11 protein-coding genes are annotated in these 12,326 nt (G+C 61.4%); 8 read left to right on the forward strand and 3 right to left on the reverse strand.

Translation table 11 applies throughout. The annotated features are described in order from the left end of the window. Positions 1–104: 104 nt before the first annotated feature. Both RR51_RS03270 and phhA read right to left on the reverse strand, forming a co-directional pair. A complete protein-coding gene (locus RR51_RS03270; RefSeq protein WP_003254532.1) occupies positions 105–461 on the reverse strand; it encodes a 4a-hydroxytetrahydrobiopterin dehydratase in 357 nt (118 codons plus the stop codon). 39 nt (positions 462–500) lie between these two features. Continuing rightward, a complete protein-coding gene (gene phhA / locus RR51_RS03275; RefSeq protein WP_003260109.1) occupies positions 501–1,289 on the reverse strand; it encodes a phenylalanine 4-monooxygenase in 789 nt (262 codons plus the stop codon). Between the two features lie 256 nt (positions 1,290–1,545). Here phhA and RR51_RS03280 point away from each other — a divergent pair, with 256 nt between their 5' ends. Beyond that, on the forward strand, positions 1,546–3,105 hold the full coding sequence (locus RR51_RS03280) for a sigma-54-dependent phenylalanine hydroxylase transcriptional regulator PhhR (RefSeq protein WP_025340129.1): 1,560 nt from the start codon (positions 1,546–1,548) through the stop codon (positions 3,103–3,105). A 141-nt stretch (positions 3,106–3,246) separates the two neighbouring features. Here RR51_RS03280 and RR51_RS03285 read toward each other — a convergent pair whose 3' ends face one another. Then, positions 3,247–3,501 carry a DUF2790 domain-containing protein gene (locus RR51_RS03285; protein WP_003254526.1) on the reverse strand — a complete coding sequence of 85 codons (255 nt, stop codon included), beginning with the start codon at positions 3,499–3,501 and terminating at the stop codon, positions 3,247–3,249. Between the two features lie 398 nt (positions 3,502–3,899). On the opposite strand from RR51_RS03285, the gene acs reads away from it, so the two are divergent. The 7 genes from acs to RR51_RS03320 all read left to right on the forward strand — a co-directional run bounded on the left by acs (position 3,900) and on the right by RR51_RS03320 (position 12,277). Next, positions 3,900–5,861, forward strand: a complete 1,962-nt coding sequence (gene acs, locus RR51_RS03290; RefSeq protein ID WP_015271271.1) for an acetate--CoA ligase — start codon at positions 3,900–3,902, stop codon at positions 5,859–5,861. Between the two features lie 639 nt (positions 5,862–6,500). After that, complete coding sequence (locus RR51_RS03295) at positions 6,501–7,286, forward strand: ABC transporter substrate-binding protein (protein ID WP_023661364.1); 786 nt, start codon at positions 6,501–6,503, stop codon at positions 7,284–7,286. Positions 7,287–7,374: 88 nt separating this feature from the next. Next, positions 7,375–8,064 carry an ABC transporter permease gene (locus RR51_RS03300; RefSeq protein ID WP_003260113.1) on the forward strand — a complete coding sequence of 230 codons (690 nt, stop codon included), beginning with the start codon at positions 7,375–7,377 and terminating at the stop codon, positions 8,062–8,064. Then, complete coding sequence (locus RR51_RS03305) at positions 8,061–8,759, forward strand: ABC transporter permease (protein WP_003260115.1); 699 nt, start codon at positions 8,061–8,063, stop codon at positions 8,757–8,759. The genes RR51_RS03300 and RR51_RS03305 overlap by 4 nt, the downstream gene beginning before the upstream one ends. Positions 8,760–8,781: 22 nt before the next feature. Beyond that, the gene (locus RR51_RS03310) at positions 8,782–9,546 is read left to right on the forward strand and encodes an ABC transporter ATP-binding protein (protein WP_013973655.1); all 765 of its coding nucleotides are present in this window, start codon (positions 8,782–8,784) and stop codon (positions 9,544–9,546) included. A 97-nt stretch (positions 9,547–9,643) separates the two neighbouring features. Next, positions 9,644–10,624: a transcriptional regulator ArgR gene (gene argR / locus RR51_RS03315; RefSeq protein ID WP_024087503.1), complete on the forward strand. Its 981-nt coding sequence runs from the start codon at positions 9,644–9,646 to the stop codon at positions 10,622–10,624. A gap of 432 nt (positions 10,625–11,056) precedes the next feature. Beyond that, the gene (locus RR51_RS03320; protein ID WP_013973653.1) at positions 11,057–12,277 is read left to right on the forward strand and encodes an aspartate aminotransferase family protein; all 1,221 of its coding nucleotides are present in this window, start codon (positions 11,057–11,059) and stop codon (positions 12,275–12,277) included. Positions 12,278–12,326 lie beyond the last annotated feature (49 nt).

The following is a 12,326-nucleotide window of genomic DNA, read 5'->3' on the forward strand; positions in this document are numbered from 1 at the left end:
ATGACAGTTTGGGTTTTTTTGGCGGTCGCTTGTCGGTTTTGCGGGCGAACAGCGGACATTTTTTCCATAAAAAATGGGGCCACCGGGCCCCATTTTCTCAGTGCTTACTTGCGGCCTTCAGCCGTCTCCGCCACCTTGTCGGTGCGTGCGCACATGATGAAGTCATTGCGGTGCAGGCCTTTGATCGAGTGGCTCCACCAGGTCACGGTGACCTTGCCCCACTCGGTCAGCAGGCCCGGGTGGTGGCCTTCGGCTTCGGCGATTTCGCCCACGGCATTGGTGAACGCCAGGGCGTGCTTGAAGTTCTTGAACAGGAACACGCGTTCCAGCTCCATGTGGCCGTCACGTACTTCGATGTTCCAGTCCGGGATTTCGCGAATCAGCTCGGCCAGCTCTTCGTCGGTGACCTTTGGTGCGTCGGCGCGGCAGGCTTCGCAATGGGCTTGGTTCAAGGCATTCATGTGGTGTTTTCCGGTTCGAGTTGTTATCGGCAAGGTCGCTCAGGCAGCGACCTTGGGTGGAAACTTCGGTGCGTGCAGGCCCAGCTGCATGGCTTTGTGAACCATGCCCATGATGTCTTCGTGGGCCAGGTCGAACAGACGCTTCATGTTCGGTAGCACGAAATACAGCGGCTGCAGGATGTCGATGCGGTACGGTGTGCGCATGGCCTCGATCGGGTCGAAGGCCTGGTGCTCGGGCTCGCCAGACAGACTGTAGACGGTCTCCTTTGGCGACGAGAGGATGCCGCCGCCATAGATCTTGCGGCCCTGCGCGGTTTCCATCAGGCCGAACTCGATGGTCATCCAGTACAGGCGCGCCAGGTAAACGCGTTGTTCCTTGGTCGCGGCCAGGCCGAGCTTGCCGTAGGTATGGGTGAATTCGGCGAACCAGGGGTTGGTCAGCAGCGGGCAGTGGCCGAAGATCTCGTGGAAGATATCGGGCTCTTGCAGGTAGTCCAGCTCTTCCGGGGTGCGGATGAAGGTGGCCACCGGGAAGCGCTTGCTGGCCAGCAGTTCGAAGAAGGTCTGGAAGGGGATCAGCGCCGGGACCCGGGCAACCTGCCAACCGGTGGTGGCGCCCAGCACCTTGTTGATCTCGCCCAGTTGCGGAATACGGTCATGGGGCAGCTTGAGCTGGTCGATGCCGTCCAGGTATTCCTGGCACGCGCGGCCTTCGATCACTTTCAGCTGACGGGTGATCAGGGTGTTCCATACCGCATGCTCTTGCTGCGGGTAATCGATAAAACCATGCGCATCGGGCTCGCGTGCCACGTATTGCGTCTGTTTCATGTGGCTCTCCTGGTGAGGGCTTTTCTTGTTATGTGCAGGACATGCCTAAGGAATATCCCTTCGCTGGCCACTTTGCACGGGGTAAGCCAGTGGGCGGGGCTGGCTTTGGGCGACGGTTTCGTAACGATAATTTTACAAAAAGGCGCAGGTGTCGGAAAATCCGAGGCATCTGGCTGAAGCTTCGGCTGTTTTTGTCAGCTTATCTTTACGACTTTTCCGCGCGGTGTTGAAAAACATTGGCGCTTCGAGAGCCCTCATGCGTATCAAAGTGCATTGCCAGAACCGTATTGGCATCCTGCGCGACATCCTCAACCTGCTGGTGGAGTACGGCATCAACGTGCTGCGCGGCGAGGTGGGCGGTGACCATGGCAACGCCATCTACCTGCATTGCCCGAACCTGATCAATCTGCAGTTCCAGGCGCTGCGGCCGAAGTTCGAGGCGATTGCCGGGGTATTCGGTGTCAAGCGCGTGGGGCTGATGCCCAGCGAGCGCCGGCACATGGAGCTGAATGCGCTGCTGGGGGCGCTGGACTTCCCGGTGCTGTCGATCGACATGGGCGGCAGCATCGTCGCCGCCAACCGTGCCGCTGCGCAGCTGCTGGGGGTGCGGGTGGACGAGGTGCCGGGCATGCCGCTGGCGCGCTATGTGGAGGACTTCGACCTGCCAGAGCTGGTGCGCGCCAACAAGTCGCGCATCAACGGCTTGCGCATCAAGGTCAAGGGCGATGTGTTCCTGGCCGATATCGCGCCGCTGCAGTCCGAGCACGACGACAGCGAGGCGCTGGCCGGCGCGGTGCTGACCCTGCACCGCGCCGACCGTATCGGTGAGCGCATCTATAACGTGCGCAAGCAGGAGCTGCGCGGTTTCGACAGTATCTTCCAGAGCTCGCGGGTGATGGCTGCAGTGGTACGCGAGGCGCGGCGCATGGCGCCGCTGGACGCACCATTGCTGATCGAGGGCGAGACCGGCACCGGCAAGGAGTTGCTGGCGCGTGCCTGCCACCTGGCAAGCCCGCGCGGCCAGTCGCCGTTGATGGCGCTCAACTGCGCCGGGTTGCCCGAGTCGATGGCCGAGACCGAGCTGTTCGGCTACGGCCCCGGGGCATTCGAAGGGGCGCGGGCCGAGGGCAAGCTGGGGCTGCTGGAGCTGACCGCCGGTGGCACTCTGTTTCTCGACGGGGTAGGGGAGATGAGCCCGCGCTTGCAGGTGAAGCTGCTGCGTTTTCTGCAAGATGGCTGCTTCCGCCGCGTAGGCAGCGATGAAGAGGTGTACCTGGATGTGCGAGTGATCTGCGCGACCCAGGTGGATTTGTCCGAATTGTGTGCCCGGGGCGAGTTTCGTCAGGACCTGTATCACCGGCTCAATGTGTTGTCGCTGCACATTCCACCATTGCGCGAATGCATGGATGGCCTGGAAGGGCTGGTACAGCACTTTCTCGACCAGGCCAGCCGGCAGATCGGCTGCGCCATGCCGCGCCTGGCGCCGGCGGCGATGGACAAACTTGGCCAATATCATTGGCCGGGTAATGTAAGGCAGTTGGAAAACGTGTTGTTCCAGGCGGTTTCGTTATGCGAAGGCGGCGTGGTCAAAAGTGAACATATACGTTTGCCGGATTACGGCGTGCGCCAACCGCTGGGTGAGTTTTCGCTGGACGGGGATCTTTCGCAGATTGTCGGGCGCTTTGAAAAAGCGGTGCTGGAAAGTTTGATGGGGGAATTCCCGAGTAGTCGGGCTTTAGGTAAAAGACTGGGTGTTTCGCATACTACTATTGCCAACAAGTTGAGGGATTATTCACTTGGCAAGTCTGCAGATTAATCCGCCTTTATAAAAGGCGGGACTGCTGCGCAGTCCTTTCGCGACACAAGGCCGCTCCTACAAAGGCCTGCGTACGCCTATCAATGTAGGAGCGGCCTTGTGTCGCGAAAGGGGCCCGCAGGGCCCCAAATTCACAAGGTATCAGCCGTTCGAGCAGCCGTTCCCCATCACGCGGTATTCGAGAATGTGCTTCTGGCCCTGGGAGTCCTCGTAGGTCATGCGGGCTGGCACGACTTCGCACACATTGGGCACTTCGCTCATGGAAATGACGCGGGCAATGTCCAGGTGCTGCGAGTAACTGTACTGTTCAACCGGAATCTGCTCGGCATCTTTGGCTTCGCCGGCCATCGCCGCGCCGCAAAGACTGCCAAGTACCAATACCAGTAAAGCTTTCATTTTCAATTTACCTGTCTAAGGTCGTGAGGGGGCACGCGGCGCTTATGGCGCCGCGAGTATTGCTAGTTTTAACTATCAGGTTTGGAGGGGGATTAACGCTTGCCTTCGTGGGGGCTGTTACCAGTTGTTAATCGCCTTGCCGTTGCTGGCGAGGTGAATTTTATGGCTGGGGCCAAGGCCGAAACAGTGGGTCTTTTGATAAAGTGTTTTGACAGAATCTGTAACAATCCTCTGGTAAACCGCGCCCGTAATTTCTCGCCTGGGCTGTAAGGTGCGTGCCAGAGCGCTTTGTCTGAACGGGCGTACCAAATTACTACCAACGTCGAATGGCTTTTGTCGCTCTGGTACAGTTACAAACGGTTCCATACAAAAACAACTATTACACCGAGGTAACACAGATGAGTGCGGCTCCACTGTATCCCGTTCGTCCCGAGGTTGCGGCCACCACCCTGACCGACGAGGCCACCTACAAGGCCATGTACCAGCAATCGGTGATCAACCCGGACGGCTTCTGGCGCGAGCAGGCCCAGCGCATCGACTGGATCAAGCCATTCACCAAGGTCAAGCAGACCTCCTTCGACGACCATCACGTCGATATCAAATGGTTCGCCGACGGCACTCTGAACGTTTCCTCCAACTGCCTGGACCGCCACCTCGAAGAGCGCGGTGACCAGTTGGCCATCATCTGGGAAGGCGACGACCCTTCCGAGCACCGCAACATCACCTATCGTGAACTGCACGAGCAGGTCTGCAAATTCGCCAACGCCCTGCGTGGCCAGGATGTGCACCGGGGTGACGTGGTCACCATCTACATGCCGATGATCCCCGAAGCCGTGGTCGCCATGCTGGCCTGTGCCCGTATCGGTGCGATTCACTCGGTGGTGTTCGGCGGCTTCTCGCCCGAAGCGCTGGCTGGCCGTATCATCGACTGCAAGTCCAAGGTCGTGATCACCGCAGACGAAGGCGTGCGCGGTGGCCGCCGTACCCCGCTCAAGGCCAACGTCGACCTGGCGCTGACCAATCCTGAAACCAACAGCGTGCAGAAGATCATCGTGTGCAAGCGCACCGGGGGCGACATTGCCTGGCACCAGCACCGCGACATCTGGTACGAAGACCTGATGAAAGTCGCCTCCAGCCATTGCGCGCCGAAAGAGATGGGTGCCGAGGAAGCGCTGTTCATCCTTTATACCTCCGGCTCCACCGGCAAGCCGAAGGGCGTGCTGCACACCACCGGCGGCTACCTGGTATACGCCGCGCTGACCCATGAGCGCGTGTTCGACTATCGCCCGGGCGAGGTGTACTGGTGCACCGCCGACGTGGGTTGGGTCACCGGCCACAGCTACATCGTCTACGGCCCGCTGGCCAACGGCGCCACTACCTTGCTGTTCGAAGGCGTGCCGAACTACCCCGACATCACCCGCGTGTCGAAGATCGTCGACAAGCACAAGGTCAACATCCTGTACACCGCACCAACCGCCATCCGCGCGATGATGGCCGAAGGGCAGGCTGCAGTCGAAGGTGCCGATGGCTCCAGCCTGCGCCTGCTGGGCTCGGTGGGTGAGCCGATCAACCCCGAAGCCTGGAACTGGTACTACAAGACCGTGGGCAAGGAGCGTTGCCCGATCGTCGACACCTGGTGGCAGACCGAGACCGGCGGCATCCTGATCAGCCCGCTGCCTGGCGCCACCGGCCTCAAGCCGGGCTCGGCAACGCGTCCGTTCTTCGGCGTGGTACCGGCGCTGGTGGATAACCTGGGCAACCTGATCGAGGGCGCTGCCGAGGGCAACCTGGTGATCCTCGATTCCTGGCCGGGCCAGTCGCGTTCGCTGTACGGCGACCACGACCGTTTCGTCGATACCTACTTCAAGACCTTCCGTGGCATGTACTTCACCGGCGACGGTGCGCGCCGCGACGAGGATGGCTACTACTGGATCACCGGTCGCGTGGATGACGTGCTGAACGTGTCCGGTCACCGCATGGGTACTGCCGAAATCGAAAGCGCCATGGTGGCGCATGCGAAAGTGGCCGAAGCTGCGGTGGTGGGTGTGCCGCACGACATCAAGGGGCAGGGCATCTATGTGTATGTCACCCTCAATGCCGGTATCGAGGCCAGCGAGCAGCTGCGCCTGGAGCTGAAGAACTGGGTGCGCAAGGAAATCGGCCCGATCGCCTCGCCGGATGTGATCCAGTGGGCGCCGGGGCTGCCGAAGACCCGGTCGGGCAAGATCATGCGCCGCATCCTGCGCAAGATTGCCACCGGTGAGTACGATGCTCTGGGTGATATCTCGACCCTGGCCGACCCGGGTGTGGTGCAGCACCTGATCGATACCCACAAGGCCATGAGCCTGGCTTCGGCCTGATAGCGAAGCTCGCAAACGCTGGAGGCGTTGCGCTATCTCTGTGGGAGCGGCTTTAGCCGCGAAGAACCCAGCGCGGTGGATGGCACCGGCGTTGCCGGTGTTCGCGGCTGAAGCCGCTCCCACAGGGTGAGGTATATGCCTGAGGGCTGTGTTGTATCAGTGAGGCCAGCCAACAAGAACCCCGCCCGGGCAACCGGCGGGGTTTTTGCTTTACTGTTACCCGACATTCATCGGTAACTGTTCTGTCACCGGCGTCGCACAATATCGGGGCGCCAGGAAACAAATCCGGCCTGTTTCGGTGCGTTTTCGCAGTGTTTTTTGCGACCCGGCACGCTGCACTTGCCGTAATACAAGGCTTTGCCAATAATAGGCCCGGGAATTGCTAGTACTATAGGTTCTATTTCTTGCGCTCTTGCATATTTTGCAATGGCTGTCAACATCGCCCGTTGCCGTTTCAAGCGCTTCTGTAAGTAGTTGTCGCTTTGAAGAAATATCGACTACCGGGCTGTCGTTAAAATGCCACTCACTCGCTCGTGGTCTGCGGCCTTGGTCGAACCCTGCGCGGCTCGCGTTGTACCCATTCGCATATCGGGCAGCCGTTACCTGCCTTGTATTGCCCCGTACCGATGGAGTTACCTGATGAAGAAGCTCGCACTGCTTGGCGCCCTGGCGCTGTCCGTGTTTTCCCTGGTGTCGCAGGCCGATGAAAAACCGCTGAAAATCGGCATCGAAGCCGCCTACCCACCCTTCGCCTTCAAGCAGCCAGACGGCAGCATTGCCGGTTTTGACTACGACATCGGCAACGCCCTGTGCGAAGAGATGAAGACCAAGTGCACCTGGGTCGAGCAGGAATTCGACGGCCTGATCCCGGCGCTGAAAGTGCGCAAGATCGACGCCATCCTGTCGTCCATGTCGATTACCGAAGACCGCAAGAAATCGGTCGACTTCACCAAGCGCTACTACCTGACCCCTGCGCGCCTGGTGATGAAGGAAGGTACCGCCGTCAGCGACAGCCTGGATGAGCTCAAGGGCAAGAAGATTGGTGTGCAGCGCGGCTCGATCCACGACCGCTTCGCCAAGGAAGTACTGGGCGCCAAAGGTGCCACCGTGGTTCCTTACGGCACCCAGAACGAAATCTACCTGGACGTGGCAGCTGGCCGCCTCGATGGCACCGTGGCCGACGCCACCCTGCTGGAAGACGGCTTCCTCAAGACCGACGCCGGCAAGGGCTTCGCCTTCGTAGGCCCGGCCTTCACCGACGCCAAGTACTTCGGCGACGGCATCGGTATTGCCGTGCGCAAGGGTGACAAGGCCAACGTTGACCGCATCAACGCGGCCATCGACGCCATTCGTGCCAACGGCAAGTACAAAGAAATCGAGAAGAAGTACTTCAACTTCGATATCTACGGTCCAGACTCGAACTAAGACGTCGGGTTTCACCTGTGCAATGGTGCAAACAGCAGAGGCTCTGAGGTTTGCACCATTTTTCATTCTCTAGGTCGAGGACCTCATCATGTTGAAAGGCTACGGGGCAGTCATCCTCGACGGGGCGTGGCTGACGCTTCAGCTCGCCCTGTCGTCGATGGCCCTGGCCATCGTGCTCGGCCTGATCGGTGTGGCACTGCGCTTGTCGCCGGTGCGCTGGCTGGCCTGGCTGGGCGATCTGTATTCCACGGTGATTCGTGGTATTCCGGACCTGGTCCTGATCCTGCTGATCTTCTACGGCGGGCAGGACATCATCAACCGGGTTGCGCCGCTGCTCGGTTATGAAGACTACATCGACCTGAATCCGCTGATCGCGGGTATCGGTACCCTGGGCTTCATCTTTGGTGCCTACCTGTCGGAAACCTTCCGCGGTGCGTTCCTCGGTATTCCCAAAGGCCAGGCCGAAGCCGGCGTGGCGTATGGCATGAGCAACCGCCAGGTGTTCTTCCGCATCCAGGTGCCGCAAATGATTCGCCTGGCGATTCCGGGCTTCACCAACAACTGGCTGGTGCTGACCAAGGCCACCGCGCTGATTTCGGTAGTGGGCCTGCAGGACATGATGTTCAAGGCCAAGCAGGCGGCCGATGCCACCCGTGAGCCTTTCACCTTCTTCCTGGCGGTGGCGGCCCTTTACCTGGTGCTGACCAGCATCTCGCTGCTGGCCCTGAAGTATCTCGAGCGCCGCTACTCGGTTGGCGTCAAGGTGGCTGAACTATGATCTTCGACTACAACGTCGTCTGGGAGGCACTGCCGATGTACTTTGGCGGCCTGCTGACCACCCTCAAGCTGCTGGCGATTTCGCTGTTCTTCGGGCTGCTGGCGGCCATTCCGCTGGGCCTGATGCGGGTGTCCAAGCAGCCAGCGGTCAATCTCGTGGCGTGGCTTTACACCTACGTGATCCGCGGCACGCCGATGCTGGTGCAGCTGTTCCTGATCTACTACGGCCTGGCGCAGTTCGAGGCGGTGCGCGAAAGCTTCCTGTGGCCGCTGCTGTCCAGCGCTACCTTCTGCGCTTGCCTGGCGTTCGGCATCAACACCAGTGCCTACACCGCCGAAATCATCGCTGGCAGCCTCAAGGCCACGCCGCATGGCGAGATCGAGGCGGCCAAGGCCATGGGCATGTCGCGCATGAAGATGTACCGGCGCATCCTGCTGCCGTCGGCCCTGCGCCGGGCGCTGCCGCAGTACAGCAACGAAGTGATCATGATGCTGCAGACCACCAGCCTGGCGTCGATCGTTACCCTGATCGACATCACTGGCGCTGCGCGCACGGTCAATGCCCAGTACTACCTGCCTTTCGAGGCCTATATCACGGCGGGCGTGTTCTACCTGTGCCTGACCTTCATCCTGGTGCGCCTGTTCAAGATGGCCGAACGCCGCTGGCTCGGCTACCTGGCGCCGCGCAAGCACTGACCGCTTTGTGAGAATCGACAGCATGTACAAACTCGAAGTCCAAGACCTGCACAAGCGCTACGGCAGCCATGAAGTGCTCAAGGGCGTGTCCCTGTCGGCCAAGGCAGGCGATGTCATCAGCATCATCGGCTCCAGCGGTTCGGGCAAGTCGACCTTCCTGCGCTGCATCAACCTGCTGGAGCAGCCGCACGCCGGGAAGATCCTGCTCAACAACGAAGAGTTGAAGCTGGTACCGGGCAAGGACGGCGCGCTCAAGGCAGCCGACCCGCGTCAGCTGCAGCGCATGCGCTCGCGCCTGTCGATGGTTTTCCAGCACTTCAACCTGTGGTCGCACATGACCGCGCTGGAAAACATCATCGAAGCGCCGGTGCATGTGCTGGGTGTGAATCGCAAGGAGGCCCTGGAAAAGGCCGAGCATTACCTGGCCAAGGTCGGAGTCGCCCACCGCAAGGATGCCTTCCCGGGGCACATGTCCGGTGGCGAGCAGCAACGCGTGGCAATTGCCCGGGCGCTGGCCATGGAGCCGGAGGTCATGCTGTTCGACGAGCCGACCTCGGCGCTGGACCCGGAACTGGTGGGCGATGTGCTCAAGGTGATGCAGTCGTTGGCCCAGGAAGGCCGCACCATGGTGGTGGTGACCCACGAAATGGGCTTTGCCCGTGAGGTTTCCAACCAGCTGGTGTTCCTGCACAAGGGCCTGGTGGAAGAAACCGGCTGCCCGCGCGAAGTGCTGGCCAACCCGCAGTCGGAGCGCCTGAAGCAGTTCCTCTCCGGCAGCCTGAAGTAAAAGCTGCATTTCTGCACCAGAATAGGGCATGCTGCGCGGCGAGCGCAGCCTGACCCGGCGCACAGACTCGAACGACCTCAGGTTTCGGACCGCACCTATGACCACCCAGCGAATCGGTTTTCTCATCTGGCCAAGCACCAAGCCCTTGACTCTGGCGCTGGCCGAGGAAGTGTTGCAGGTGGCGCAGCGGGTGCACCCGGAGGTGGTCTACGATCTGGTCTTCCTGCAGGCGGAGCCGGCGCAAGAGGGTAGCTGGCGCTTGCCGGGCGAGCCGTGGAACGGTCGCCTGGAGGGGTGTCACAAGCTGTTCCTGTTGGCTGATGAGCAGCCGCTGACGGTGGGGGCTGCGTTGTCGACGGCGCTCAAGCAGTTGGCGCGCAGTGGCTGCATGATTGGCGGCCTGTCGGCCGGGGTCTACCCTCTGGCGATGCTGGGCCTGCTCGACGGTTACCGGGCTGCGGTGCACTGGCGCTGGCAGGATGATTTTGCCGAGCGCTTCCCCAAGGTCATCGCCACCAGTCACCTGTTCGATTGGGACCGCGATCGCCTGACCGCTTGTGGCGGCATGGCCGTGACCGACCTGCTGCTGGCAGTGTTGGCCCGTGATCACGGGGCGGAGCTGGCCGGGGCGGTGTCGGAGGAACTGGTGGTCGAGCGCATTCGCGAGGGTGGCGAGCGCCAGCGTATTCCGCTGCAGAACCGCCTGGGCTCCAGCCACCCCAAGCTGACCCAGGCGGTGCTGCTGATGGAAGCCAACATCGAAGAGCCGCTGACCACCGACGAAATTGCCCAGCACGTGTGCGTGTCGCGCCGGCAGCTGGAGCGCATCTTCAAGCAGTACCTGAACCGCGTGCCGAGCCAGTATTACCTGGAGCTGCGGCTGAACAAGGCGCGGCAGATGCTGATGCAGACCAGCAAGTCGATCATCCAGATCGGGCTGTCCTGCGGCTTCTCCTCGGGGCCGCATTTTTCCAGTGCCTACCGCAACTTCTTTGGCGCAACGCCGCGGGAGGATCGCAACCAGCGGCGTAGCAGCAGCCCGTTCGAACTGAGCTCGGCGCCTGCCGAAAAAGGCTGATATTTCCTTACCCTGTACCGGCCCTTTCGCGGCTGAAGCCGCTCCCACAGAGGCCGCACAACGTTCGAATCTTGCACAGGTCCTGTGGGAGCGGGTTCACCCGCGAAGAGGCCGGTGCAGGCAGCGCCCTTTCTCCCGCAGGTCTGTGCGATGTTTGAAGCCTGTGCGGTCCAGGTGGGAGCGGGCGTGCCCGCGAATCGGCCGGTACAGGCAACCACGCTTCTATATGTGAACACCCGTTCACCCAGCCCCCTCTCTCCCGTACACTGCGCGATTGCGACAGTGTTTGTCGCATTGCCGAAAGCCTTGTCAAAACTGGGTTTTGCGCTGTAACAAGTTGTCGCTTGGCCGCAAGGACAGGCGCGGATCAGTCCTTACAATCCCCCCATCGCTCGCCACTTCCAGGCCAGCGTTCCTCTTCAGGAGACTCAGATGTCCGTTGAGCAAGCCCCGGTGCAACGTGCCGATTTCGACCAGGTCATGGTCCCCAACTATTCTCCGGCGGCCTTCATTCCTGTGCGAGGCGAGGGCTCCCGTGTCTGGGACCAGTCGGGTCGCGAATTGATCGATTTTGCCGGTGGCATCGCGGTCAACGCACTGGGCCACTGCCACCCGGCACTGGTCAAGGCCCTGACCGAGCAGGCCAATACCCTCTGGCACGTATCCAACGTGTTCACCAACGAGCCGGCCCTGCGCCTGGCCCACAAGCTGGTGGACGCCACCTTTGCCGACCGTGCGTTCTTCTGCAACTCCGGCGCTGAGTCCAACGAGGCCGCCTTCAAGCTGGCCCGTCGTGTTGCCCACGACCGCTTCGGCCCGGAAAAGCACGAAATCATCGCCACCGTGAACAGCTTCCACGGCCGTACCCTGTTCACCGTAAGCGTCGGTGGCCAGCCGAAGTACTCCGATGGTTTCGGCCCGAAGATCACCGGCATCAGCCATGTGCCGTACAACGACCTGGAAGCGCTGAAGGCACAGATTTCCGACAAGACCTGCGCCGTAGTGATCGAGCCGATCCAGGGCGAGAGCGGCGTGGTGCCGGCCGACAAGGCCTACCTGGAAGGTGCGCGCAAACTGTGTGACGAGCACAACGCCCTGCTGATCTTCGACGAAGTGCAGACCGGCGTTGGCCGTACCGGTTCGCTGTATGCCTACCAGCACTACGGCGTTACCCCGGACATCCTGACCAGCGCCAAGAGCCTGGGCGGCGGTTTCCCGATCGGTGCCATGCTGACCACCACCGAGCTGGCCAAGCACTTGGCTGTCGGCACCCACGGCACCACCTACGGCGGCAACCCGCTGGGCTGCGCCGTCGCCTGCGCGGTGCTGGACGTGGTCAACACCCCGGAAACCCTGGCCGGTATCAAGGCCAAGCATGAGCGCTTCAAGGTCCGCCTGGAGCAGATCGGCCAGAAGTACAACCTGTTCAGCCAGGTGCGTGGCGTTGGCCTGCTGCTGGGCTGCGTGCTGACCGAGGCCTGGAAAGGCAAGGCCAAGGACGTGCTCAACGCCGCCGAGAAAGAAGGCGTGATGGTGCTGCAGGCCGGCCCGGACGTGGTCCGTTTCGCGCCAAGCCTGGTAGTTGAAGACGCCGACATCGACGAAGGCCTGGACCGCTTCGAGCGCGCCGTGGCCACCCTGACCAAGGGCTGATCCGCCCGCGGCCCCTTTGCCGGCCACGGTGCAGGCTCAACCCGAGTCT

This window comes from Pseudomonas sp. C5pp, assembly GCF_000814065.1.
Taxonomy (GTDB): Bacteria; Pseudomonadota; Gammaproteobacteria; order Pseudomonadales; family Pseudomonadaceae; genus Aquipseudomonas; species Aquipseudomonas asiatica.